We start from the raw sequence: 24011 nt of genomic DNA, 5'->3' as shown, positions 1-24011 counted from the left end.
AACAATGAGAGGAGTGGGCAGCATGAGAGATTCAACGTCATTAACCTATGCAGGCAAAGAAGATCATCCGGGCCAAGGTCTTGGCAGTTTGGAAGCGGCGTCACCCCTGAGCGTTCGCGATTTGGCGGTGGCTTACCATAAAAAGCCTGTGCTCAGCGGCGTATCCTTCGATATTCCGGAAGGTCAGCTCATCGGCATTCTCGGTCCGAACGGGGCGGGCAAGTCGACCTTGATCAAAGCCGTGCTTGGGCTGATCCCGAAAATGAACGGAGAGGTGCGAATATTCGGCCAGTCATACCGGGAGCAGCGCCGTCGCATCGGATACGTGCCCCAGCGCGAATCCGTGGATTGGGATTTTCCGACCCATGCGCTGGATGTGGTTATGATGGGAAGATACGGCCATCTGGGCTGGTTCCGCCGTCCCGGTAAAAAAGAGCGCGATCTCGCCGCACATTGTCTGGAACAGGTAGGCATGGGCGATTTCATGCACCGTCAGATCAGCCAGTTGTCCGGGGGGCAGCAGCAGAGAGTATTTCTGGCTCGCGCCCTGGTGCAGGACGCTGACCTGTACTTCATGGATGAGCCGTTTGCCGGCGTGGACGCCACGACCGAGAAAGCGATTATTTCATTGCTGGAACAGCTGAAGCGGCAAGGGAAAACGGTGCTTGTCGTTCATCATGACCTGGCCACGGTGGAGGAATATTTCGATCATGTGCTGCTGCTGAATGGCCGGTTGGTGGCAGGAGGCCCTACCAGCGAGGTATTTGTGCCGGATATGCTGCAGGAAACCTACGGCGGCCGGATTGCCATGATTGGCAGCCGCTCGGAGAAGGGTCAGGTGTAAATGATGGGAAACTGGATCATGACGATTCTGACCGATCCCAACACGAGATGGATCCTGCTCGGGTGTATGCTGCTTGGATTCAGCAGCGGCATTATCGGTTCGTTTACGTTTTTGCGTCGTCAAAGTTTGATGGGCGATACGCTGGCCCATGCGGCACTGCCCGGCATATGCATAGCGTTCATGCTTGCGGAAACGAAGTCGGTTGGCCTGTTTCTCGTCGGTGCCCTCGTTGCGGGCATTATGGCTACCTTTGGCATCACGTGCATTACGCGCTATTCACGCATTAAGCAGGAAACGGCGATGGGCATCGTGCTGTCGGTCTTTTTCGGCATCGGCATCGTCATGTTGACGCGAATCCAGCATGGAGCAAGCGGCAGCCAGAGCGGACTCGACAAATATTTGTTCGGGCAGGCGGCATCCATGGTGCAGACCGATGTATACGTCATGGGCGGCGTATGCCTGATCCTGCTCCTTGCCAGTGTGGCTTGGTTCAAGGAATTCAAGCTGGTGAGCTTTGATCCGGGATTTGCACGGGGGATGGGTTTGCCCGTAGGCATGCTGGAGCACCTGATTCTGCTGCTTACCGTTATTGCTGTCGTAGCAGGGATTCAGGCCGTCGGCGTGGTGCTGGTTGCGGCTTTGCTGGTCACGCCGGCTGCGGCTGCACGCTGCTGGACCGATTCACTGGCACTGATGGTGCTGCTGGCGGGTCTGTTCGGCGCTCTGAGCGGCGCGGCGGGAACGTTGTTCAGCACGATGGTGCCGAATCTGCCGACAGGGCCTGTGACGGTGCTCGCGGCAACGGTCATTTTTGCCGGATCTGCATTACTGGCTCCGCGGCGCGGGCTGCTGGCCAGACGACTGCGGAGCGCGCAGGCGAGATCGGCCTATTTGCGGGAGGAACGCATGGCCTTATCCGGGCTGCCCGTGCAGCGCGCGCAGCAGGAACGAGGTGAATTGTAATGTCCACGTTTTGGATTATTTTAACGGCCATGCTCGTCTCCTCCGCTTGTGCCATTCTCGGATGTTTTCTGATTCTGCGGAAGATGACGATGGTGGGCGATGCCATCAGCCATGCGGTATTGCCCGGCATCGCGGTTGCCTATCTGTGGAGCGGCTCACGGGATTCGCTCTGGATGCTGCTGGGGGCGACGGCATTTGGCTTGATTACGGTGTTTCTCATCCAGACGCTGCAATCCGGAGGACTCTCCTCGGATGCATCCATAGGGATTGTGTTCACGGCCCTGTTCGCGGTAGGTGTGATTCTAATCAGTCAAAATGCGCAAAACATCGATTTTGATCTCGATCATGTACTATTCGGGGAGATTGCTTATGTTCAGTGGGATACACTGACGCTCTGGGGCATGAATGTCGGACCACGGGCGGTGTGGATGCTCGGCATTACGCTGCTGGTCATTCTGGCCGTGCTGGGCCTGTTCTACAAACAGTTCAAGCTGTGCGCGTTCGATCCGGCCCTTGCCGCCGCCTGCGGCATTCCGGTAGCCCTGTTCCATTACGTACTCATGGGACTTGTGTCCATGGCGTCGGTGGCCTCCTTTGACAGCGTCGGTTCCATTCTCGTCGTCGGTATGCTCATCGTGCCTGCAGCCACGGCTTATCTGCTGACAGACCGACTGGGTCGAATGATCGCGTACAGCGTCGTCATCGGGGCCGCTGCCTCCATCGGAGGATATGTGATGGCGTTCGTATGGGATGCTTCCATTGCCGGATGCATGGTGGCTGCCGCAGGCATATTGTTTGTGCTGGCTTTCCTGCTGTCGCCGAGGCACGGCATCGTTTTTCGCTATGCTCGCCGCAAGTCCGCAGCACAATAAGCGCATAAGGCCGCCTGCATTGCAGGCGGTCTTTTTTCATGAGCAATAAAGGATGCAGCTTCCTTTGTTGCAGGTTGATCATCTGTGGTAAAATGTCGTTAGCCATGACGTCCGAAGCGCCCGCGCATTTGCGGCAGCCGGACGGTCTTTTTGTGAGATCCGATTTCGCATCATAAAAACATCAGAGAGAGAACCAAGGAGGAGTACAACATGGGAGAACCGAAATACAAATTGCTTGCGCTCGACATGGACGGAACGCTGCTGAACGACAACCATGAAATTTCACAAGAAACAGCCAAATGGATCCAGATTGCCATCCGCCGCGGCGTACACGTCTGCCTGTCCACGGGAAGAGCCGTCTTTCACGCTATGCCTTATGCCGTGCAGCTCGGATTGGAAACCCCGATGATCACGGTAAACGGCAGCGAAGTATGGAAAGCGCCGCATGACCTGCATATTCGCCATCTGATGGACCCTGTGCTGATTCGCAAGATGTGGGAGATCGGAGAGAAGTACAATACTTGGTATTGGGCATACTCCGTGGAAGAGCTTTTCAACCGCGACCGCTGGACCCAGGATATCGAAGGAACCCAGTGGCTGAAATTCGGGTTTAACACCGAGGTCGACGAGATTCGCCATCAAATTATGATGGAACTGCAGCAGCTGGGCGGTTTGCAGATGACCAACTCCTCGCCCGTCAATATTGAAGTCAACCCGGCCGGCATTACAAAGGCAAGCGGCGTGGCCGAAGTATGCAAACTGCTTGGACTCGACATGTCCCAGGCCGTAGCGGTGGGCGACAGCTTGAACGATCTGGCCGTGATCGAAGCGGCAGGGCTCGGCGTAGCGATGGGCAACGCCCAGGATCAGGTGAAGGAAGCGGCGGATCTGATCGTCGCGAGCAACAATGAGGATGGCATCGTTGAGGTCATTCGCGATCATATTTTGAAGGGGGAATAAACCTTGCTCGCAACCGTTGGCTGGATTTTGATCGTGCTTCTGTTCGCGGTGGGAATGGCAGGAACGGTCTACCCCGTTCTTCCGGGAGCTATCGCCATTTTGTTCGCGTTTCTGGTCTATGGCTGGTTCTTCAGCTTTGATCCGTTCGGGGTATGGTTCTGGATCTTCCAGATTCTGATCGTCGTGGTGCTGTTCGTCGCGGATTACGTGGTCAGTGCCTGGGGGGTCAAAAAGTTCGGGGGCTCCAAGCTATCCACCACGCTCAGCACAATCGGCGTCATTATCGGCCCGTTTGTGATTCCGGCATTTGGTCTGGTGCTCGGTCCGTTTATCGGAGCGTTTCTGGGTGAGCTGATCGGCGGATCTTCGCCTTCCAAGGCGACCAAGGTCGGCTTCGGCTCGGTCGTTGGCCTGTTCACCAGTACGGTGATGAAAATCATTTTGCAGATCGTTATGATTGTTCTGTTCATTATTTGGGTGGCGAGATTCGCATAGACGTTCGGGCTTGGTGATCCAGGCGGGTGCGGCCCATGTGGGGAAAGAAGGGAAACAGGTTGTCTAAGAAAGAAAGCTTTATCAAAGGAACGCTCATCCTGGCGGCCGCGGCGCTCGTTGCAAGGGTGCTTGGATTGGCTCAGCGCGTGCCGCTGGATCACATTCTCGGCGATATCGGGAATGCATCGTTCACGATTTCCAATACGGTTTATTTAATGCTGTTAACGGTGGCGACGGCGGGCATACCGAGTACACTGAGCAAAATGGTATCTGAACGTTACGCCTTGGGCCGCGGCGGAGAGGCCCGGCAGATTTACCGGGCGGCGCTGATCTTTGCGGCCGCAGCCGGTGTCATCATGTCGACCCTGCTGTGGTTTGCGGCGCCATTCTACGCGACGCACATCTCCAAGGTGCCGGGATCGGTCAGCGCCATCCGCGCGCTGGCCCCTGCATTGCTGCTCTTCCCGGCCATCGCGATGATGCGCGGTTACTTCCAGGGCCGTGGCAATATGACGGCCGGAGGCATATCCCAAATTGTGGAGCAGTTCGCCCGCGTGGGTACCGCGATACTGGTGGCCTTTGTGCTGCTGCAATGGAATTACGATGACCAGACGGTGGCCGCCGGGGCATCGTTCGGGGGCGTATTCGGCAGCATCGGGGCGTTTGCGGTGATGCTGTACTTCACCATCAAGCAGCGGCGCGTGGACAGCGCCGCAGCACTCATCGAGGAGCGTTCAGAAAAGCTGCCGCTGGGCGGAATCTATGGGGACATATTCAAATTGTCGATTCCGATCGTGCTCTCTTCCTTGGCGGTTCCAGCCATCAACTTCATTGACACTTCTCTTGTCGTTCCGCTGCTGAGCGGAAGGATCGGTCTGGAAGAAGCGACGGCCGTTCTGGCGGTGCTTGGTATGAAAGCCCAGAGCATTGCCGGAATTCCTCCGATTTTGGCCATTGCGCTCAGCACGTCGCTGGTGCCGGTCATTTCGGCGGCATTTGCCCGCAAGGATGAAGTTCATCTGCAAAGCCAGATCACGCTGGCCCTGCGCATTTCGATTCTGACAGGCCTGCCGATCGTCATTGCGCTGAGCGCAGCAGCGCATTCGATCAACGGTTTGCTGTTCAGCGATCTGGGCGGCACGTCGATCATTGCGGTATTGACGATCGGGACCATTTTCCAGATCACGATGATGACGACGAATGCCATTCTGCTGGGCGTAGGAAAGCCGCGCATTACGATGATCAGCGTGGCGGCAGGCATTATCGTCAAGTTTGTGGCGAGTTTGATTTTGGCCCCGCTGATGGGGATTTACGGCATCATTATGGCCACGGCACTCTGTTTCCTGGTCATTACGTACCTCAATCTCAGGGTGCTGCGCAAAATCGTTTCCTTCTCCATCATGGGCAACCGTTGGACAGGCCTTGCCGTTACCGTCTTGGTCGCAGCGGCGGTAGGATTCGGCGCGAACTGGGCGGGCAATCAGGTATTCGGTGCTTTCCTGCCGGCGAGAATTTCCTTCCTGCTGACGTGTATGGTAGTAGGCGTTCTGGTCGTTGCGGTTTACCTGCTGCTGCTGGTCGTGATGAATGTGCTACGCAAGGACGAACTGGGCAGCTATCCGCGAATTTTGCAAAAAGTATTGCGTCCGTTGATGCGGTTCCAGCGGGGACAGGCACAACGTGGGTAAGCAAGGGAGAATCGTTGATTGGAACGCGAATGGGCGTTCTCAGATAAAAATAAAAGAAGGTCCTGTCCGCTCTAGAGCTGGCAGGACCTTTTTTCAATATTTGTGATGAAACGTTGGGCTATATAGGCCGAATTGGAAATTTGCTCAAAAACGCAAGGGTCAGAAAGAATCTGGAAAGCGGAGCTAAAAGCTTTCTGTAAGAAAGCTCCATCGAAAGCATACGCTTCGCGTTGATCACTGGATTCTCCAGGATCATCCAACCTAGTGCAGGACTGTCCGGGCATCGTGGGCCAGCGCGGTTTTCAGGATGCCGAATCGATGCTCGTGACTGATCTCGAAGATCCAAGGACGCTTGGGCGTGCTGATGTGAGAGAGGCAGTCGGCGTTCTGCAGCCAATCGTATCTCGGAAGGGGTTCATAAGGCGTCTCATGCCAGACGTCAAGCAGTTTCGGGCTGTACAAGCGCTGTCCTTCCGGAAGCCACTCTTCGTCCATCAGCTCAGCGCTGAATGGTTGGGAGGTGCTATTCCCCGATTCATGCTGAACTGCGGTGAACAGTCCTGGCCAATATTCGGCGCGAGAGCCTTGATGGGGCACGGCTCGTGCAAATTTCAATACCCCGTCCAGCACCTGGTCCATGCCAAATAGCATGGCATACAGGCTTTTGCCAAATGCAATGCGTTCATCCAGCTTGTCGAACCGCTCCAGTACTCGCCCAGCGATGCCCAAGCCCTTTCCGAGAGGAAATACGATCTGGTTCAGCCCTGCCAGGTCGTGCAATCGGAAGGAGGGGCTGGAGATTACGTTTTTGTGGAAATACGGGTGCTGCACGACCCGGCCTTCAATATAGTTTTGCTCATTAATAATTAATGCCGTGCTGAGCAGCGAGCTGCACTTCTCCAGCCAGAAGCGCTCCCAGAAAGGCGTCATGAACGCCGATACGTGAAAATGGGACAATAAATGAAAGCAGCTTCGTCCAAGGCGGCGGCTATGCTGATATAACAACAGTTGCGGATAAGCGTCCTGGAAAATAAGAGCATTGCACCGCTCCAGCAAACGGTACGTCTGCTGCCGGGAGGTTTCGTCTTGCAAATTGCGCATGAGTCCGCTTTGCAGGTCGGTCATGTGGTAGCCGCCATTTCGGGACACCATATGGGCAAGCAGCGCCCAGTGCAATTCGGGGCATTCCTCGTAGCAGGCGAGATAAGCGGCGGTTCGCGTAATGTTGCTCCGGTTGTGTTCCCGGGTTTGACGGGAGACGTCTTCGAGAATGATGCAATCCTCCTCGCATAGGGGAGCGTTTCTGGCAAGGCGGGCTGCGGCATGGTCTGTCCCGGTTTTGCCAGGCAGCAAACGCCGAATCTCGGAACGCAGCGCTGCCGCGGTATCCTCGTTCCAATCGAGGTCACGCGCAGGGTGCCTGAGCCGTGCGGAGGCATGCCACGCGGCCTGTTTGCCGCGCCATGCTTCGCGGGCCGCTTCCGGAAGGGAGCGCATGAACTGAAGCATGGCTCCGAACGGGGCAGAATCGGTGCCAAGGAACATCATGGCGTACTATCCTTTCTACTGATGGTTATCTTAAGTATGTGCCGAAGAGTTGACTTCCACTCGTCAACATGCTTATGTGTATAAAGAAGAGACATGCTGCTAAAAAAGAAAGGAAGATGCTGTGATGCAACAAATAACGTCCAAACCGGAATTCGACGTAGCTATTCAGTCTTCGCGGCTTACCGTTGCCGTATTCAAGGCCGATTGGTGCGGGGATTGCAAATTCATTGACCCGTTCATGCCGGAAGTCGAGGAAAAATATGCAAACGAACTGACTCTGGTCGAGGTAGACGTGGATCAGGTCGGAACGGTAAGCGAAGAGCAGAACATTTTGGGCATTCCGAGCTTCGTCGCTTACACGGATGGCCGGGAACTCGTTCGTTTCGTGAACAAACTGCGCAAATCCAGAGAAGAGATCGAGCAGTTTTTGCAACGTGCGGTTGAAGTGTATAACACGATTCATAAATAAGCTTTTGGTCGAAAGCGCCATTCCCAACTGAGGGAGGCGCTTTTGTTTTGTCATTTTTAGGGAATGCTGAAAGAAGGCCGCTTGCACGTGATCCGCTTGTCCAAATCTCACCCAGACGTTAACATTTTGTCACAAACCGCGCCGTCAATGACTCTTTTATCCGTTATAATGGATTTAGTTGTGAAATAAATGTCAAAGTAACGAACCTCATGAAGGGAGTCATTCCTTCGCAATTTAAAAATTTAACTGCAGGTGAGAAAAATTGAAGCATTTAACCTTGTTTAAATGGTTGACCGTATTAACCTGTCTTGTCATGTTCATGGCCACGTTTGGTGGCGGCGTCGTTACGCGGACCGAGTCCGGACTCGGCTGTGGCGCCGAATGGCCTCTATGCAACGGCAAACTGGTTCCGGCCCATACCGTTGCCTCCTTGATCGAATTTTCCCACCGTGCCGTCAGTGCGTTGGCAGGGCTGTTGTCCATTGCCTCGTTCGTTGCGTTTTTACGGTTCGGCAAGTCCCGCCGAGATCTGCAATTGTTCTCATTGCTGACATTGTTATTTGTCATCATACAGGGGATCATGGGCGCATTCGCCGTCGTCTTTTCCCAGTCATCGGCGGTCATGGCGCTGCATTTCGGGTTTGCGCTGATCGCCTTTGCCAGCTCGCTTATGATGGCTTTGGGCATTCGCCAAGAGGCCAAGCATGGCGGACTGGAACGTTTGAACAAATATCCGCGAGTGAGCAAAAATTTCCGGAATCTCGTGTGGTTCTCCACCATTTACACGTACCTGGTTGTGTACACGGGGGCTTTTGTAAGCCATACGGATTCGGCTGGCGGCTGTTCTGGATTCCCTCTATGTAACGGGCAAATCGTTCCTGAACTGTCCGGCGGCGTTGCCGTAGCCTTCATCCACCGTTTAGCAGCGGTGTCGCTCGTCGTTGTGATTGCGATTCTGGGGCACTATGCATACCGCAAACATCCGGATAATAAGGAGCTTAGAACGCTGGGAGTGGTGTCGGTTGTGCTGGTGTTGCTGCAAGTGTTTATCGGTTTCCTGATGATGCTTACGATGAATCGTCCGGAAGTGTACATGTTTGTTGCCTTGTCGCACATGCTTGATATTGCCATCCTGTTCGGCATATTGACGTACATGAGTTTTCTGGTATACAAACTGCACAAACCGGTTAATCGGTTCTGATCTGCTTTCCCAAGTCCACCTGCCCTCGTGATGCATCGTCACGGATGCGGGTGGATTTTGTTTGATCCGCACCGGATTCGGGTACGCTATGGTGCAATAGCGCTGTGCGTTTACTCGGTCTCCGGTTGGGGTTATGCTTAAGTTGGGTGGTTGAGACAGATTGGACAAGAGGAGGCATGCTCATGCTGCGAACACTACTGGGTGAACCCCCGCGCCGGAATGAAGGCGTTCTGGAAGAAGCGATCGAAGCGATGGTGGAAACGCTGGAGCTCCTGCAGCGACAGTTGGACCTGAATCAGGACCCGACGCATGATTACCGCAAACTGTATGTTTGGACCCAAGGTTTGATATCCTCGCTGGATGAATTGGAGCAAAGCTGTTTTGCGGCTTCCCATTTTCGGAAAAAGGTGAAAGCCGGTTCTACGGAAGACATGACCGCTGCCGAAAAGGCGGAATATGCCCGCTACGTATATTTCTATAAGGACGGCTTCATTCGCTGTTTCGCCATTTTGGACAAAACCGGAACGGTCATCAACGAAATTTTCGACCTGAATACCTCAAAGGTCAAAGCCCACTTTTCCTACTTTACAGTACTCAGGCAGTTCGGCTATGCTAAAGTTCATGCCGATTTGGCCGAAGCGCTGATCCGGATCAAAGAAAAATACCGCGAACCGATGAGCCGATTGCGCAAGCGACGCAACATGGAGATTCATTACATGAACTGGGAGATGCAAGATGACCTGTGGCAGCTGCATCAAACGCTGCAGGGCAAAGTGCAGCTGGAGGATCTGGACCAGCATCTTCATGAGCTCAGGCAAGGAACGGACATGGTGTGCGAAACCATCAAGACGGCTTATGGCTACATTAATGCCTTGTGGCGTGAGCACGGCTTGAATCGCAAAAACAGCACCCATTAGGGTGTAATATTTACCTTTGACAAACCGGAATACTTGGATTATACTGAGTTCCTATATTCAATACTGATTAAAAATCATATATTCTTATCGAGAGCGGCGGAGGGACAGGCCCGATGAAGCCCGGCAACCGATTTATGGGGTGTGACACGATGTCATTCTTTATAGATGTTAGGTGCTAATTCCTACAAAATGGTGCAGAGCACGATTTTGGCAGATGAGAAGGCATAATCTTTCACGCAAAGAGCCCTTTTTTCTGCAGAGGGGCTCTTTTTTGGTTCGGGGAGAATGCAGATCGGAAGGATCTGCTTGCAATACAGGTTTATGATTACTCGCCAAACGATGATCGGTTTGCTCGGGAGATATGACTAAAGTCGTTTTTCTCGGCTCCGAAGGAGTTTTTCCAGCCTTTCGGGTAAAGATACATGTAATGGCGGGAAGGAGAAGCTATTTTGATTGAATTAAAGGCATTAACTAAAACATACGGCAAAGGCGCCAAAGCAACGACAGCGTTAGCCGAACTCGACCTGACCATTCAAAAAGGCGAGATTTTCGGCATTATCGGCCACTCCGGGGCGGGAAAAAGCACGTTGATTCGCTGCATGAACTTGCTGGAACGGCCGACGAGCGGCGAAGTGTGGGTCGACGGCGTCAATTTAACGGAGCTTGGGAAACAGGGGCTTCAGAAGCAACGCCGCAAAATCGGCATGATCTTTCAGCATTTCAACCTCCTGTCATCCGCGACGGTGTACGACAATGTGGCATTTCCGCTCAAGTTGGCCAATGCACCCAAGGCGGAGATCGACCGCAAGGTCAAAGAGATGCTTTCTCTGGTCGGGTTGGAAGACCACAGCGGCAAGTATCCTGCCCAACTCTCAGGCGGACAGAAGCAAAGGGTAGGCATTGCCCGCGCGCTGGCCAGCGATCCGGCGGTCCTGCTTTGCGATGAAGCGACCTCGGCGCTTGATCCGCAGACGACGGCCTCCATTTTGAAGCTGCTGCTGGACATTAACGAGAAGTACAATCTTACGATCGTACTGATTACGCATGAAATGCATGTCATCCAGAGCATATGCGATCGTGTGGCGGTCATTCACCAGGGAGGCATCGTGGAGCAAGGGCCGGTAACGGAAGTATTTCTCAAGCCGCAGCATGAGGTCACCCGCGATTTCATCCAGCGGGACGATGCCTCGGCGGAGCTGTTGGCAGTCAGCGCACCGGTCAAAGGTGACGCATTGGCTAACGGAGCTTCCCAACTGGTGAGAATCTCTTTTCTGGGAGAAAAGACATATGAAGCCATTCTGTCCAGAACGGTCCGCAAAACAGGCGTCGATTTTGCCATTTTGCAAGGCACGATTTCGACCATCAAACAAGTTCCTTACGGACAATTGACGGTAAGGTTTGAGGGCGAGCCTGCTTCCATCAGGCAGACGATGAACGAACTGGTTGAGCAGGGGCTTGATGTGGAGGTGCTACAATAATGGATTTTTCAAGCATTCGATGGGAAGAGATCAGCCAGGCTACCGTTGAAACGTTGCAGATTCTAGGGGCGTCCGGCCTGTTCACGGTTATTATCGGTTTGCCGCTTGGCGTTTTGCTGTTCATGACAGCACGCTCGGCTTCGTCGCAAGTCAAGATTTTATATACCATTCTCTCTATTATCGTTAACATTCTTCGGTCGGTTCCGTTCATTATTTTGATTGTTGCTCTTATTCCGTTCACCCGAGCTTTGGTTGGAACGGCAACCGGCGTGCTGGGCACCATTCCTCCGTTGGTTATTGCGGCTGCCCCGTATTTTGCGCGATTGGTGGAAACGACGCTGCGCGAAGTGGATCGCGGCGTCATTGAAGCCGCTCAGTCCATGGGTGCTTCTACAGGCCAAATCGTCCGTCGGGTATTGCTGCCCGAGGCACTGCCAGGTTTGCTGGCAGGCGTTACGATTACGATCGTGACCCTGGTATCGTACACGGCAATGGCGGGCATGGTTGGCGGCGGCGGGTTGGGTACGCTGGCGATCAACTACGGATACTACCGATATCAAACAGAAATTATGATCGTGGCCGTCATTTTGATGATTATTCTTGTGCAATTGCTGCAAATGGGCGGCGATCGTCTCGTCAAAAAGTTCACCCGGAAATAACACATAGATCAAATTTTAAGGAGAAGGGGTTTTACACATGAAAAAATGGTCCATCGCTTTGCTGAGCCTGATGATGATCGCGGTCCTTGCGGCATGCGGCAACAACAAGGATGCCGACAGCGGCGCAGATAACGCAGGAGGCGCTCCACGTACCGTCGAATTGAAAGTCGGAGCTTCGCCTACGCCGCATGCCGAAATTCTGGAAGCCATCAAACCCGAATTGGAGGCCGAAGGCATCCGTTTGCAAATCGTAACGTTCAACGATTACGTTCTGCCGAACCAACAGCTCGCCGACAAACAACTGGATGCGAACTTCTTCCAGCATCAGCCGTACCTGGATGAGGAGAACAAAGCACGCGGATTCAATCTTGTTTCCGTAACTCCGGTGCACGTTGAGCCGTTTGCGGGATACTCCAAAAAAATCAAATCGCTGGATGAGCTTCAGGACGGAGCGAAAGTAGCGATTCCGAATGATCCGTCCAACGGCGGACGTGCATTGCTGCTGCTGGCCAAAAAAGGCTTGATCACGTTGAAGGACAACAACAACATCTCGTCTACAGTGCAGGATATTACGGCTAATCCGAAAAACCTGGAATTCATCACGCTTGATGCGGCCATGATGCCTCGTCAACTGGATGAAGCCGATCTGGTCTTCATTAATGCCAACTATGCGTTGGAAGCCAACCTGAATCCGGAGAAGGATTCCCTGTTGATCGAAGATTTGCAAGGCAATCCGTATGCCAACATTTTGGTTGCGCGTGAAGATAACAAGGATGCAGATGCCATCAAAAAATTGGCAGCCGCACTGAACTCCGAAACCGTCAAAACATTCATCAAAGAACGTTACAAAGGCGCAGTGGAACCTGCATTCTAAATAGATGCGCCAATCAAACAAGCCGTTCATCGCTGTTCAAGCGACGTCGGCTTGTTTTTGTGCATGGTCATAGAGATGCATTGATGCAATTTATCTTTTTTCCAAATCCGGTTTGGAACGATCGTTCGGTGATGAATCATCCGGATTGGTAGACTGTTGTCCGGCCGCAACTTGTTGATAGGCTTCGTCAGCCGGCGTAAGTTCATCCTGTTGTCCATGTGCATCCGTTGGATTTTTTCTTCCCGTCAATTTGCGGCGAAGCCATCCGAATATACCGACGATGGCGGCCACGATGACGAACCATCCTTTTTTCAGCAATAGCAGCAATCCTAATTTCTTGGCTACGGCAACCCCGGCGCCCCCTAGAATCAGGCCGGTTAACCCCAGCTCGGAAGATTTGTCGACCGACTCGTCGAATTCCTCGTATTTCTCGCCAGCGTTAACATGAAGCTGCCCAAGCACGCTTTCCTCGAACTGCTTGCGATTTTGTTCGAAATGGGCGGTATCCGTAATGAGAATCACGCCGATATATCCTTCGCGTGTCAGTACGTTTACGTTATAGTTGACAATCGGTTGTTGCGCTGCGTCCTTCGCGCCAAGAGAGTAAATCAACTGATGTTTCGCACTCTCGTAAGCAGGCTCGATTTCCCAACCGGTGATGTAGAGCCGATTTTCCGGAGAAGACTTTTCGTTCTGCTCCTCGGTACCGCGTTTGTAGCTGTCGAGAAGCTCTTCGGCATCCAGATTGTCTTTGTCGCTATCATCGATATGTCCCGTGTCGTTGTATTCGAAAATGACATACCAGCTGGACTGCTCGCCTTCGCCGTATAGGCTTCCGATTTCAGTGCCGTTCGGAAATGATTCCGTATCTTCCATAAAACGCTTCGTATTGGTTGCGTCCAAATAAGTCAGGCCGGGTGCGATTTGGAGGGTGGCTTTGTCATCCAGCGATACGGTGGCAGGACCGTCAATCCATTCATAGTCATCTGCGGTGCTGTCGGCAGCACTTTCGGCAGACGCGGTGAGAGCGAGCGGAAATTGCAAAGCGGTCACCAGCATAAGGGCGACAAGGGAGGTCAACCATCTTTTGTTGTTTTTCATTTCGGATTCCTTTCGAGGGCCCCATGCCTGCGCAGGAAAGTGCTGATTCAAGCCTAGCATGAGCGTATGTATTATGTCTTTTTCTGTATAGAAAATAATGACTTATCGAAATTAACATATACCTCATACATTAATCAAGGGATAATTGGAAAATTGGGGTTATATTTCCTTCTAAAGTCCTACACGGTTTTATTTTGTGAATGGACAACATATGAGAATCGTCCCCGCTCCAATGATTTTTTGCAAATATATGCAAGAGCATTTGGAGATGGGGAAGTTGTGAGGGAACGTCAAATCTTTTATACTGAATGAGTGACTGTGTTCTTGGAAGAGGGGGATGGACGTGAAAGGTAAAGTGGCCCTCATAACGGGAAGTGCCAAAGGTCTTGGCAAAATGACGGCACTGCGCCTGGCGGAACAGGGATGCCACATTGCTCTGAATTATGTGCACAGCCAAAGCGAGGCCGAAAGCCTTCAATCCCAGATTATGTCCACAGGCGTGCGCTGTATCGCGGTGCAGGCCGATATTTCACAACCGACAGACATTACCAGGCTGATCGCACGTGTGCAAAATCAGCTGGGCGATATTGATATACTTATAAACAATGCGGGACCGTTTGTCCGGGAACGCAGATGGTTTGCCGATTACTCCGCAGCCGAAATCCAGATGCTTGTGCAAGGCAATTTGCTCGGGCCCATGCTGCTGGACCAGCTCGTGCTCCCGGAGATGCGGCGCAAGAAGTGGGGAAGGATCATTCATTTCGGCTTTAGCCATGCAGGAGAGGCCAGATCATGGCCCCATCGCGCGGTTTATGCAGCGGCCAAGGTAGGCCTGGTTTCGTTTACGAAGACGCTTGCCGTGGAAGAAGCGCCATATGGGATCACGGTGAATATGGTATGCCCTGGCGACATTCGCGGCGCGAACAAAGAAAAGACGATCGATGAAATCCGGGAAATCAAGGATGAAGAAACACCGAGAGGGCGCCCGGGAAGCGGGGAGGATATCGCACGCGTAATCACGTATCTGTGCGAGGATCACTCCGATTTCATTACCGGAAACATTATGGATGTATCCGGCGGCCTGGATCCGATCCGCCCTAATATTTGGCGCGAAGATGCAGAGCAGCATGAGGCCGGGAAAAGCGAGTGATGCGAGCGCAGGCGTTGTAATAAATGTTTCCGCTTGGCTGGTCAGGAGTACAGTTCCGTGACGCAAGGCGAAAAAAGAGCCTCCGCTTCATAAGAAGCGAAAGGCTCTTGAGGTTTATTTCGTGAAGGATTGATTAGAATACTTGGACAACTTCTTCCACACCGTCAACTTCTTCAAGAAGGGCGCGTTCAATCCCGGCTTTCAATGTAATGGTGGAGCTTGGGCAGCTGCCGCAGGCACCGACCAGTTTCAGCTTCACGATGCCGTCCTCCACGTCGACCAGTTCCACGTCACCGCCATCGCGCTGCAGGAACGGACGAAGTTTGTCAAGCACGTCGGATACCTCATCGTACATGGTGCTTTGTGCGTTTTCGCTCATATTTTCAACTCCTTTCCTTCATATATTATATTACAAATGGCCATAAATTCAAATGGTCAAAGCAAGCAGGTGAACAACAAATGAGACCGATTATTGAATTTTGTGCCAATAATATGCATTTCGGTACCGATGAAGTGATGGACATGCTGGAAGAAAATCCTGACTTTGACGTCATCGAGTACGGGTGCCTCAGCAATTGCGGCCAATGTTACATGACTCCTTTTGCTTTGGTGAATGGCGAGCTTGTCATCACGGACAAAGTGGAAGATCTGTATAACGCCATATTGGCCAAAATTGCCGAAGCGGACGCCTGGGACGAGCTGGATCTTGACTAACCGAGATGCCGTTTAGACATCCAGAGCACACCGCTTTTCAAAATACGCGGCACGCGTCCCATCATGGACGTTTTGCCCATCAGCCCAAACCCAGCCTTCTTGCCGAGTGCGCCGAGTGTGCCGCGAAGCTTGAGGGGGTGAAGTTTGGGCTCTTCGCCTTTCCAAAGAGCATGCTGAATATGAGCGATCTGTTCACCCTGAACCTCGGCAGCCTGACCGCTAGGTGCAAATGGCACGCTGGCACAGTCTCCCACCACATATACATCCGTATATTCCGGAATTTGATAATACTCATTCAGGACGACACGGCCCTGCGGGTCTTTGGCGACATTCAGATCCTGCACGACTTTGACCGGCTGAATCCCTGCTGTCCAGACAACGGCATCGGTCATGATCTCTTCGTCGCGATTGTAAATGGCGCCTTGCTCCAGTCTGGAGATGGCCACATGGCGCTGCGATTCGACTTGATGTTCTTTGAACCATTCATGTACGTAAGCGGACAAGCGTTGCGGGAATGCGGACAACACGCGCTCACCCCGATCGAGGATCGTAATATTCAGGTCGGGTCTGCTTTCGCGCAGTTCAGCCGCTACTTCAACACCGCTAAGCCCGCCGCCGACGATGTGCACGTGGCCGTAAGGTTTAACCTCATTCAAGCGCAGGTAAGTTTCCCTTGTTTTGCCGAAGCTTTGAATGGTACAGCTGAATTCCTCGGCTCCGGGCGTATTGTGGAACCGATCCGTACAACCAAGCCCGATGACAAGTCTGTCGTAAGGAAGCGGGTCCTGTCCTTCGAATTCGATCTGACGGGCTTCCAGGTTGATCGACGTCACTTCTCCATACCGATGGGTAAGCTTTTCATGCACGGGAAAATGAATGCGGAGGTCGTAATCCGATACCGTTCCGGCTGCGAGCGCATAATATTCGGTCTTCAGCCCTTGGAATGGATTTCGATCCACCAAAACGATTTGAGTGTCTGCCGGAATTTTGCCTTCCAGAAGTTCTTTAGCAATCGTGAGGCCGCCGTAGCCGCCCCCAAGAATGACGAAATTTTTCATGATTGGCTTCCTTTCTGCACCAGTCCCGCAGGAAGCGGGGCTGTACCCGTGAGGCACAGGGCCATAATGGCGATCTGCCTCATGTGTTGTTTTAGGTTTGAATTAGTATATCTAAATTAGTATATCGAAAATTCAGGTCTTTCAAATTAGGGGCATTATTCCAATGGAAAGCATCGGTTCGGGATCCGCTCCCTTTTCGGTCAAGCGGATCTCGAGCCCGATGCTCGGGTTTACTCGTATACTTGGATTTCGTTGTAGAAGGTATCGCGTTCCACCGGGATTCGTCCGGCACCTTTGATCAGCCAGATGAGCTCTTTGCGGGTCAGCCCTTCGGGTGTCAGGGCACCAGCGGCGTGACTGATTCGTTCACGTACGATCGTACCGTGCGCATCCGATGCTCCGAAGCCGAGCGCGACTTGGGTCAGCTGTGGACCAATATTAATGAAGTAGGCTTTGATGTGGTCGATGTTGTCCAGCATCAGGCGGCTGATCGCGATCGTTTTGAGGTCTTCGTACGCCGAGTTGCGGCGCATGATGCTTGCATTTTTGCTCTTTGGCTGCATGGACAGCGGAATGAATACCATGAATCCGTTTGTTTCGTCTTGAAGTTCCCGGATTTGGGCCATATGGTTCACGCGGTCCTCATAGGATTCGATCGAACCATACAGCATGGTGGTGTGCGTCCGCATGCCGAGCAGGTGAGCCGTGCGGTGAACTTCCAGATAACGATCGACGTTCGCTTTGTCCACGCGCATTTTTTTGCGGTACTCATCGGAGAGAATTTCGGCTCCGCCCCCAGTGAGCGATTTAAGTCCGGCTTTTTGCAGCTCCTCAAGCACTTCCTTAATGCTTAGTCCGCTGATGCGTGTGAAGAAATCGATCTCTGCTGCCGTGTATGCCTTCAGCGTAACGTTCGGATATTTTTCGTTTAATGCACGCAAGGAATCGACATAATATTGAAAAGGAACATGGTTGTTATGTCCGCCTACAATATGGAACTCGCGTACGCCGGGATGAATATGCTGTTCTACGTAATCGATCATTTCCTGTCCCGACAAGGTATAAGAGCCTTCTTCACCCTGATCCTTGCGGAAGTTGCAAAAGGCGCAGTGGGCTTCACACACGTTGGTGAAATACAGGCTCATGTTTTCGATGAAATATACTTTTTTGCCGTTTTTCTTCAGGTTGGCCTCATTGGCCAGCTGGCCCAGAGTTAGCAGGTCATCCGTCTGGTACAGATAAACGCCGTCCTCTACGCTAAGCCTTACTCCGTTCTGTACTTTCTCGACGATTTCAGCCATTCTCTTGTCCGTGAACGGTGTTACCAATGTAGACATGTTGTTTCCTCCTGTTCTTGACCGGATTGGAGTTGCGCGCAGTACTGGCTGGCAGAACTACATAACAAAGATGCGGTCGTTTGCCGCCTTCCGTATAACCAACTCGTATTGACCCGGTTGCAGCGCATGCTGCATTGCGTAGCTGTTTTTTTTCGTGAAATGAGCCCTCCGGCTTTATATGCATTGGGGACTGCAGCACAGTCTCGAAATGTGAAAAAAATTACAACTCTAAATATGACCATCGCTTGAAGAAGTCATGACAAAATATCGACATTTCAAATCGATCACCTATCCATTATAAACCTCGTGTCCCGGGGGTTCAATATGCTGGAAAGAAAAAGGAGGAGCGGAGGCAAGAAAACACGGGCAAACATGACTTGAGCCCCTTGACGCGGTGGAGTATAATTTAGAAAGAGTTCAAATTAAAGGAGAGTGACCTGGCATGATCAGCATCAGCGAAACGGCTGCCGAGCGGCTGAAGGATATGCTGGCTCAGCAAGAGACGCCGGACATGTTCCTGCGTCTTGGCGTAGCACCGGGCGGTTGTACCGGATTTTCGTACGCCATGGGCTTTGACGATAAAGAATCCGAAGACGATATTTATATGAACATTCACGACATGAAGGTTGTTGTGGAGAAGGAAAACCTGAAATACCTGAATGGCCTGGAAATTGATTTTGAAGAATCCGGCATGACGGGCGGCTTCACTATTCATAACCCGAACGCGGTAGCGACATGTGGTTGCGGATCTTCCTTCCGCACACGCGAAGAAGCAGGCGTGCCGGATAAAGATTGCTGATTCGGAAATAGATGTTCCTGGTATATGTATTACCGGTGCAATAAAGGTCTCCGTAGCGCATTAGTTTTTCTCTAATTGCGATATGGGGGCTTTTTTTTGTATTGGAAAGGGATCGAGTGTGATTTCGGCATGCAAGGTTTTGGATGGTCGGATTTGAAAATAACGGAAGATCATGATATATTCAAATGAAAAGGGAACTAATGTTCTTATTTCGCAAATCTGCATCATAAATGCCAAACGGCCCATGCCATGCGCACGAGTGAGATTTGCGTTAGATTACAGTATAATTTTCACAAGTTCAATTTTCCAGCGAGGAGGCGCGTGAAATGCTTCAACTGGCTTCAACCTATATTGATTCACTGGCCCCGAACGCGGCTGCGGCCAAGAACGGACGGGGACTGGTCCAGAAAAACAAATTCGTCAAACTTAACATATCGGAGGAAGGGAACCTGTTGTTTGGTGAATGTGCCGGCAGCGGGAAATCCAATTATGTTTGTTCCGTCGATTTTGTCATGCCGGACAATCCGGTCTCGCGATGCAGCTGCCCAAGCCGTCAGTTTCCATGCAAACATGCGCTTGGACTGATGTATGCCTATGCGGAAGGATTGCCGTTTGAGAACGCTTCTGTGCCTGAAGATATTGCGTCCAAGCGGGAGAAGGCAGAGAAACGCGAAGAGAACAAAGCCAAGCGTGAAAGCGGTGAGCTGCCTGACAAGCCGAAAAAGGTCAATAAAAGCGCGCTCAAGAAGAAAATCGCCAAGCAGCTTGAAGCGCTGGACGAATTGGAGAAGCTTGTGCTTTCACTGGTTCGTGGTGGGTTGGGCACGGCGGATGCACGAACGGTGAAAAGCCTGAACGAGCATGCCAAGCGGCTCGGAAGCAGTTACCTTACCGGAGCGGAGAACGAATTACGTCGGCTTGCACTGCTGTTGGAAGAGGAAGACCGAGAGAGCGGCTATACATATGCGATGGAGCAGCTGACTTTGCTGCATGCTTTTATTAAAAGAGGCAGGACATATTTACAAGCCAAACAGGAAGATCCGGAACTCAAACCGGATAGCGAATCAACGATTGAAGAATGGCTTGGTCATGCTTGGCAGCTGTCCGAACTTAAGGAAGCCGGACGGGTAAGCGAGAATGTGGAGCTGCTTCAACTTGCTTTCTATTGCCACAAGGATGACGCACGCCGAGAATACATAGACACCGGTTATTGGCTGGAGCTTGGCAGCAAACGCATTCATCGAACCGTACATTATCGACCGTTTAAGGCTTTGAAATTCATGAAGGAAGAAGACAGTTTCTTCAATGTGGCGCAGATTTCCGAATTGTACCTTTATCCGGGCGGCATGAACGCCAGGGTGCGTTTTGAAGGCATGATCCCGCGCGAGACGAAAGCCGTCGATCTTGAGGCTGCCTGCGAATCGGCTTGGTCATCGATACCGGAGGCGGTCAAGGCGGTTAAAAACCAACTGAAAGATCCGCTGGGCGATCGGGCCCCGGTTGCGTTACTGAAGGCCTCCCGCATCGCACGCACGGAAATGGGAGGTTTCGCCCTGGTCGATGAGGCAGGAAATACATTGGAGCTCAGCGATATTTACCGCCTGCCCGGGCAATCGACGCCGCTGTTGTCGCTCGTCGATGCTTCGCTGCTCAGCGACTGCTGCGTATTGGCGATGTTCGAGCATCAGATGGATACAGGGCGGCTGGCTGCACAGCCGTTAACGGTGATTCAGGGAGACCGGATTGCCCGGCTGCTGTACTGATCGCTGTTATCGAAGCTGGAATCAAAACGGGGAATCGGGAGGAGAAGCGAATGAGCACCACTTTATTGCAAGAATTACAGGGCGAACTTCGCCGTTTATATATTGCAGGCAGCGACTTGGCGGGAGACGATTTCCGCCTGAAACGCCTGGAGCCGAAGTTGGCCCAGCTTGGGGATCGGGCCCCGGTATTCGGCAAACTTGCCGAGGGAGTCGCCGCACTGACAGGTCCTTTAGAGGCGGAAGCAAGAGCGGCCCGGCTGCAGGACGTGGCGCTGCTGCTGAATTCGGTGTTGTCGACACAGGGGATCGTGGCTGCAGAAGGAGACGTATGCGCGGAGCATAGGAAGGAGGTCGAATTGTCAGGGTTAACGACCAGCCACTCGTACCGACAGCTGGCCGAGGTGCAGAATGCATTGTCGGATTCGGGAGGCGGACGGTACGAGATTGTGACTTCTGCCTTTGAACAGGGACTGTTCCGTGACTTAAGGTTATTCCCGTTTGCGGTGAGGGCCTTGGGCGATTCATATTCGGAAATTGCGGATTTTGCGGCGCGGAACATCCTACCGGCATATGGACCGGCGATTGTACCTTACTTGCTTGAGGGAATGGACATCAATGGAGGACGTCAAGAGGAACGGCGCCTGCAGGTGGTAAGGTCGCTCGGTGTCGATCCGGAGGATGAACGGTCGCTGGAACGTTTGGTCAAGGCCGCGGAAGAAGGGGGAGACAAAATCCGCTCCGCGGCGATTGCCTGCCTCGGGCCTCATCCAAAGTTCGAAGACCGATTGCTTGAGTGGTCGCAGGACAAAAAGAAACCGGTACGCGAAGGGGCCTATGGTGCATTGGCGGTCCGTAATTCGGAAGGAGCGCGTGAACGGTTATATCAAGCAATCCAGGGAAAAGACGCATTGCTCGTGGCCGAAGCGATCAGTTATGCACCTGCCGAGGAAATGGTCGACATGCTGCTGCCTCTTTTCGAGGAACGGCTTCGCAAGGAGCATGTAGGCGAAGATGACAAAAAAAGCAAGGGAAAGCTATGGAAAGAACTTGAGCCGTTGGCCATTGCGCTCAGAGACGTGCGTCATCCCGAGCTGGAGCGCCTGTATCTGGACGTGGCGGGAAACGAATCTGCTTTCCCTTCCTTGGGCAGGCTCGACTATGGCGATCATGTGCAAATAATGAGACAGGTCGCGGGTTATTTGGCGCAAACGGATTCGCCAGAGGCACTTGCCGTGCTCCAACAATTGGAAGATCAAGACCCGGGGTATCTGCCATATGCATTCCGTGCTGCCAGACGCCAGCTTGCGCCAGCCGAGCTTTACGACAGGTATGTTGCTTCCGGGTGGGGACGCCTCAAAACCGTGGTCTCCAGAAAGTCTCAACTGGCGCAGAAGGCGCTGCTGGATGCACTTCGCGATGAATTGTACGTTTATCATGGGTATATCAGAAGCCGGTTGCCCCAGGAACGGATCGAAGCAGAATGGGATTACCGCTGGCTCGACTGGCTGATGGATCGCGATGAGCTGCAACTGGTGTCCGCGCTGGCAGCCCCCGGAAATGACAGGTTGCTTCCTTATATCGAAAAAGCCATAGAAAAAGCCAACAATCATGACTCGCATTACATTTTCTCCGCCCTGGATGCCAGCGGTGCTGCGGAGGATATAAAAGCCGAACTTCTGGTGCAATGGATGGAGCGAAAAGATTGGAAACGCACATATAGCATGTACTCCGAAGAGAGCGAACGTTTGCTTCGCGTCCCCGATCATCTGGCTGCAGAAGTGGCGGACAGGGTAGAGGCGTTACTCCCGGAAGTGCGCTATGAAGGCCTTAAGGAGCGGCTCGAAGAGATCGTTCATACGCTTCGGCGCCGGGCAGCATCGGTGTAAACCGGTTTTCCATAAACAGAGAATATCCTTTCGATTTCAGGCCGCCCGGCAGCACCGGGCGAAGGGTGATTTGGATTTTGGAACAAGATTGGTGAAAGAAATAGGTCCATCATGGAGAGGGGAATATCGAAATGGCCGCAACGAAAAAACAAGCACAGGATGTCATGCGCCTTCCGGCTGAACTGCTGTATCGCGAAGAGATTGAGGCGCTTAAAAAGGAAGACAAGGGAGCGGTTCCGCCAGGGTGGCAGATGTCCCCGCGTGCCGTACTGACCTACATTACCGGTGGCAAAGCCGGCAAAGTGGATATTACGCCCAAGTACATAGGGAACCGAAGACTGGTCGAAATGGCTATCGCAACGCTGGTTACCGACCGTGCGCTGCTGTTGATCGGCGAGCCGGGAACAGCCAAGTCATGGCTGTCGGAGAACCTGTCTGCCGCGGTTTGCGGCAATTCGGGACTCGTCGTTCAAGGGACGGCGGGCACGACGGAGGAACAAGTGCGCTATTCGTGGAACTACGCGATGCTGCTCGCCAACGGGCCGACACCGGAGGCGCTGGTACGCAGCCCAATCATGCGGGCCATGGAAGACGGCAGCATTGCCCGCTTCGAGGAAATCTCGCGCTGCGCTTCCGAAGTGCAGGACGCTTTGATCTCCATTCTGTCCGAAAAGACCGTCTCGGTGCCGGAGCTTGGCAGCGAGACGAGTGCGCGTAAAGGGTTTTCGATTATCGCAACGGCGAATACGCGCGACCGCGGCGTCAACGAAATGTCCGCGGCCCTCAAGCGCCGATTCAACATCATCGTGCTGCCTGCGCCTTCCGATCTTGAAACCGAGCTTTCCATCGTCAAAAAACGGGTAAGCGAAATCGCTGCTTCGTACCAACTGCACGCAGCTCCGCCGGCGGACGAAGCCTTGTTGAAAGTCGTAACCATATTCCGCGAGCTTCGCAGCGGCATGACGCTCGACCGGAAGGAGAAATTAAAGTCTCCGGGCGGCGTTATTTCCACTGCCGAAGCGATCTCGCTGCTTACCAACAGCATGGCGCTGTCCGCCAGTTTCGGCAATGGCGAGCTGTCGGACGAAGATCTGGCTGCGGGTTTGCAGGGGGCCATCGTCAAAGACGATGACAAGGACAAGCTGGTGTGGAAGGAATACCTCGACAACGTCATGAAGAAGCGGGGATCGGAGTGGCGCGGACTGTACCAGGCGTGCAGGGAGTTGAACGAGTGA

The 24011-nt window shown here is 52.9% G+C and carries 23 protein-coding genes and 1 riboswitch; of the genes, 18 read left to right on the top strand and 5 right to left on the bottom strand.

The genetic code is table 11. The annotated features are described in order from the left end of the window. The first annotated feature begins 22 nt into the window (after nucleotides 1-22). The 6 genes from SNR34_RS26050 (at nucleotide 23) to SNR34_RS26025 (ending at nucleotide 5822) form a co-directional block, all read left to right on the top strand. Nucleotides 23-844: a metal ABC transporter ATP-binding protein gene (locus tag SNR34_RS26050; protein WP_486180522.1), complete on the top strand. Its 822-nt coding sequence runs from the start codon at nucleotides 23-25 to the stop codon at nucleotides 842-844. A 3-nt stretch (nucleotides 845-847) separates the two neighbouring features. Further along, the gene (locus tag SNR34_RS26045; RefSeq protein ID WP_236414872.1) at nucleotides 848-1807 is read left to right on the top strand and encodes a metal ABC transporter permease; all 960 of its coding nucleotides are present in this window, start codon (nucleotides 848-850) and stop codon (nucleotides 1805-1807) included. After that, complete coding sequence (locus SNR34_RS26040; protein WP_339274527.1) at nucleotides 1807-2679, top strand: metal ABC transporter permease; 873 nt, start codon at nucleotides 1807-1809, stop codon at nucleotides 2677-2679. Before SNR34_RS26045 ends, SNR34_RS26040 begins: the two co-directional genes overlap by 1 nt. Nucleotides 2680-2889: 210 nt before the next feature. Further along, nucleotides 2890-3639 carry a Cof-type HAD-IIB family hydrolase gene (locus SNR34_RS26035; protein WP_236414679.1) on the top strand — a complete coding sequence of 250 codons (750 nt, stop codon included), beginning with the start codon at nucleotides 2890-2892 and terminating at the stop codon, nucleotides 3637-3639. A gap of 54 nt (nucleotides 3640-3693) precedes the next feature. Next, nucleotides 3694-4134 carry a DUF456 domain-containing protein gene (locus SNR34_RS26030; RefSeq protein WP_236414870.1) on the top strand — a complete coding sequence of 147 codons (441 nt, stop codon included), beginning with the start codon at nucleotides 3694-3696 and terminating at the stop codon, nucleotides 4132-4134. Between the two features lie 59 nt (nucleotides 4135-4193). Further along, nucleotides 4194-5822 (top strand): putative polysaccharide biosynthesis protein, encoded by a 1629-nt coding sequence (locus SNR34_RS26025; protein WP_236414678.1) that lies wholly within the window; start codon nucleotides 4194-4196, stop codon nucleotides 5820-5822. Nucleotides 5823-6083: 261 nt separating this feature from the next. Here the strand turns inward: SNR34_RS26025 and SNR34_RS26020 are convergent, their stop codons facing one another. Continuing rightward, complete coding sequence (locus tag SNR34_RS26020; RefSeq protein WP_486180521.1) at nucleotides 6084-7370, bottom strand: DUF2515 family protein; 1287 nt, start codon at nucleotides 7368-7370, stop codon at nucleotides 6084-6086. 124 nt (nucleotides 7371-7494) lie between these two features. On the opposite strand from SNR34_RS26020, the gene SNR34_RS26015 reads away from it, so the two are divergent. From SNR34_RS26015 to SNR34_RS25990, 6 genes are all read left to right on the top strand, one after another. Then, entirely contained in the window at nucleotides 7495-7839 is a 345-nt protein-coding gene (locus SNR34_RS26015; RefSeq protein ID WP_236414676.1) for a thioredoxin family protein, read from the top strand. Between the two features lie 277 nt (nucleotides 7840-8116). Beyond that, the gene (locus tag SNR34_RS26010) at nucleotides 8117-9040 is read left to right on the top strand and encodes a COX15/CtaA family protein (protein WP_486180520.1); all 924 of its coding nucleotides are present in this window, start codon (nucleotides 8117-8119) and stop codon (nucleotides 9038-9040) included. 182 nt (nucleotides 9041-9222) lie between these two features. Then, the gene (locus tag SNR34_RS26005; RefSeq protein WP_236414675.1) at nucleotides 9223-9957 is read left to right on the top strand and encodes a Cthe_2314 family HEPN domain-containing protein; all 735 of its coding nucleotides are present in this window, start codon (nucleotides 9223-9225) and stop codon (nucleotides 9955-9957) included. 81 nt (nucleotides 9958-10038) lie between these two features. Continuing rightward, nucleotides 10039-10178: riboswitch (SAM riboswitch) on the top strand. Nucleotides 10179-10406: 228 nt separating this feature from the next. Then, nucleotides 10407-11435, top strand: a complete 1029-nt coding sequence (locus tag SNR34_RS26000) for a methionine ABC transporter ATP-binding protein (RefSeq protein ID WP_236414674.1) — start codon at nucleotides 10407-10409, stop codon at nucleotides 11433-11435. After that, nucleotides 11435-12094, top strand: a complete 660-nt coding sequence (locus SNR34_RS25995) for a methionine ABC transporter permease (RefSeq protein ID WP_236414673.1) — start codon at nucleotides 11435-11437, stop codon at nucleotides 12092-12094. The genes SNR34_RS26000 and SNR34_RS25995 overlap by 1 nt, the downstream gene beginning before the upstream one ends. Before the next feature lie 37 nt (nucleotides 12095-12131). Further along, nucleotides 12132-12968 carry a MetQ/NlpA family ABC transporter substrate-binding protein gene (locus SNR34_RS25990; RefSeq protein ID WP_236414672.1) on the top strand — a complete coding sequence of 279 codons (837 nt, stop codon included), beginning with the start codon at nucleotides 12132-12134 and terminating at the stop codon, nucleotides 12966-12968. A gap of 90 nt (nucleotides 12969-13058) precedes the next feature. Here the strand turns inward: SNR34_RS25990 and SNR34_RS25985 are convergent, their stop codons facing one another. Further along, nucleotides 13059-14069, bottom strand: coding sequence for a DUF2167 domain-containing protein (locus tag SNR34_RS25985; RefSeq protein WP_486180519.1), 1011 nt, complete (start codon nucleotides 14067-14069; stop codon nucleotides 13059-13061). Between the two features lie 343 nt (nucleotides 14070-14412). Between SNR34_RS25985 and SNR34_RS25980 the strand changes: the two genes are divergently transcribed. Continuing rightward, nucleotides 14413-15219 carry an SDR family oxidoreductase gene (locus SNR34_RS25980; protein ID WP_236414670.1) on the top strand — a complete coding sequence of 269 codons (807 nt, stop codon included), beginning with the start codon at nucleotides 14413-14415 and terminating at the stop codon, nucleotides 15217-15219. 133 nt (nucleotides 15220-15352) lie between these two features. Here SNR34_RS25980 and SNR34_RS25975 read toward each other — a convergent pair whose 3' ends face one another. After that, the gene (locus tag SNR34_RS25975; RefSeq protein ID WP_062324083.1) at nucleotides 15353-15598 is read right to left on the bottom strand and encodes a NifU family protein; all 246 of its coding nucleotides are present in this window, start codon (nucleotides 15596-15598) and stop codon (nucleotides 15353-15355) included. 80 nt (nucleotides 15599-15678) lie between these two features. Here SNR34_RS25975 and SNR34_RS25970 point away from each other — a divergent pair, with 80 nt between their 5' ends. Beyond that, complete coding sequence (locus SNR34_RS25970) at nucleotides 15679-15933, top strand: YuzB family protein (protein WP_236414669.1); 255 nt, start codon at nucleotides 15679-15681, stop codon at nucleotides 15931-15933. Here SNR34_RS25970 and SNR34_RS25965 read toward each other — a convergent pair. Continuing rightward, complete coding sequence (locus SNR34_RS25965; RefSeq protein WP_236414668.1) at nucleotides 15930-16991, bottom strand: NAD(P)/FAD-dependent oxidoreductase; 1062 nt, start codon at nucleotides 16989-16991, stop codon at nucleotides 15930-15932. The genes SNR34_RS25970 and SNR34_RS25965 overlap by 4 nt on opposite strands. 230 nt (nucleotides 16992-17221) lie before the next feature. Continuing rightward, nucleotides 17222-18328 (bottom strand): aminofutalosine synthase MqnE, encoded by a 1107-nt coding sequence (gene mqnE, locus SNR34_RS25960; RefSeq protein ID WP_236414667.1) that lies wholly within the window; start codon nucleotides 18326-18328, stop codon nucleotides 17222-17224. A gap of 442 nt (nucleotides 18329-18770) precedes the next feature. On the opposite strand from mqnE, the gene SNR34_RS25955 reads away from it, so the two are divergent. The 4 genes from SNR34_RS25955 (at nucleotide 18771) to SNR34_RS25940 (ending at nucleotide 24011) form a co-directional block, all read left to right on the top strand. Further along, on the top strand, nucleotides 18771-19127 hold the full coding sequence (locus SNR34_RS25955; RefSeq protein ID WP_236414666.1) for a HesB/IscA family protein: 357 nt from the start codon (nucleotides 18771-18773) through the stop codon (nucleotides 19125-19127). A 326-nt stretch (nucleotides 19128-19453) separates the two neighbouring features. Further along, nucleotides 19454-20890 carry an SWIM zinc finger family protein gene (locus tag SNR34_RS25950; RefSeq protein WP_339274468.1) on the top strand — a complete coding sequence of 479 codons (1437 nt, stop codon included), beginning with the start codon at nucleotides 19454-19456 and terminating at the stop codon, nucleotides 20888-20890. A 50-nt stretch (nucleotides 20891-20940) separates the two neighbouring features. Next, complete coding sequence (locus SNR34_RS25945; RefSeq protein ID WP_486180518.1) at nucleotides 20941-22776, top strand: HEAT repeat domain-containing protein; 1836 nt, start codon at nucleotides 20941-20943, stop codon at nucleotides 22774-22776. 131 nt (nucleotides 22777-22907) lie between these two features. Beyond that, a complete protein-coding gene (locus SNR34_RS25940; protein WP_236414662.1) occupies nucleotides 22908-24011 on the top strand; it encodes an AAA family ATPase in 1104 nt (367 codons plus the stop codon).

It is taken from the genome of Paenibacillus sp. XP01, assembly GCF_057364885.1.
Note: the sequence above shows the minus strand (reverse complement) of the source record. Positions and strands in the feature narration are given on the sequence as shown.

Excerpts from the sequence above, each read along its gene's own strand:
- SNR34_RS26005 (WP_236414675.1), top strand. The coding sequence starts at position 9,223 with ATGCTGCGAACACTACTGGGTGAACCCCCGCGCCGGAATGAAGGCGTT.
- SNR34_RS25995 (WP_236414673.1), top strand. The coding sequence starts at position 11,435 with ATGGATTTTTCAAGCATTCGATGGGAAGAGATCAGCCAGGCTACCGTT.
- SNR34_RS26030 (WP_236414870.1), top strand. The coding sequence starts at position 3,694 with ATGGCAGGAACGGTCTACCCCGTTCTTCCGGGAGCTATCGCCATTTTG.
- SNR34_RS25990 (WP_236414672.1), top strand. The coding sequence starts at position 12,132 with ATGAAAAAATGGTCCATCGCTTTGCTGAGCCTGATGATGATCGCGGTC.
- SNR34_RS25970 (WP_236414669.1), top strand. The coding sequence starts at position 15,679 with ATGAGACCGATTATTGAATTTTGTGCCAATAATATGCATTTCGGTACC.
- SNR34_RS26050 (WP_486180522.1), top strand. The coding sequence starts at position 23 with ATGAGAGATTCAACGTCATTAACCTATGCAGGCAAAGAAGATCATCCG.
- SNR34_RS25945 (WP_486180518.1), top strand. The coding sequence starts at position 20,941 with ATGAGCACCACTTTATTGCAAGAATTACAGGGCGAACTTCGCCGTTTA.
- SNR34_RS26020 (WP_486180521.1), bottom strand. The coding sequence starts at position 7,370 with ATGATGTTCCTTGGCACCGATTCTGCCCCGTTCGGAGCCATGCTTCAG.
- SNR34_RS26040 (WP_339274527.1), top strand. The coding sequence starts at position 1,807 with ATGTCCACGTTTTGGATTATTTTAACGGCCATGCTCGTCTCCTCCGCT.
- mqnE (WP_236414667.1), bottom strand. The coding sequence starts at position 18,328 with ATGTCTACATTGGTAACACCGTTCACGGACAAGAGAATGGCTGAAATC.
- SNR34_RS25985 (WP_486180519.1), bottom strand. The coding sequence starts at position 14,069 with ATGAAAAACAACAAAAGATGGTTGACCTCCCTTGTCGCCCTTATGCTG.
- SNR34_RS25955 (WP_236414666.1), top strand. The coding sequence starts at position 18,771 with ATGATCAGCATCAGCGAAACGGCTGCCGAGCGGCTGAAGGATATGCTG.
- SNR34_RS25975 (WP_062324083.1), bottom strand. The coding sequence starts at position 15,598 with ATGAGCGAAAACGCACAAAGCACCATGTACGATGAGGTATCCGACGTG.
- SNR34_RS26035 (WP_236414679.1), top strand. The coding sequence starts at position 2,890 with ATGGGAGAACCGAAATACAAATTGCTTGCGCTCGACATGGACGGAACG.
- SNR34_RS25940 (WP_236414662.1), top strand. The coding sequence starts at position 22,908 with ATGGCCGCAACGAAAAAACAAGCACAGGATGTCATGCGCCTTCCGGCT.
- SNR34_RS25950 (WP_339274468.1), top strand. The coding sequence starts at position 19,454 with ATGCTTCAACTGGCTTCAACCTATATTGATTCACTGGCCCCGAACGCG.
- SNR34_RS25965 (WP_236414668.1), bottom strand. The coding sequence starts at position 16,991 with ATGAAAAATTTCGTCATTCTTGGGGGCGGCTACGGCGGCCTCACGATT.
- SNR34_RS26015 (WP_236414676.1), top strand. The coding sequence starts at position 7,495 with ATGCAACAAATAACGTCCAAACCGGAATTCGACGTAGCTATTCAGTCT.
- SNR34_RS26045 (WP_236414872.1), top strand. The coding sequence starts at position 848 with ATGGGAAACTGGATCATGACGATTCTGACCGATCCCAACACGAGATGG.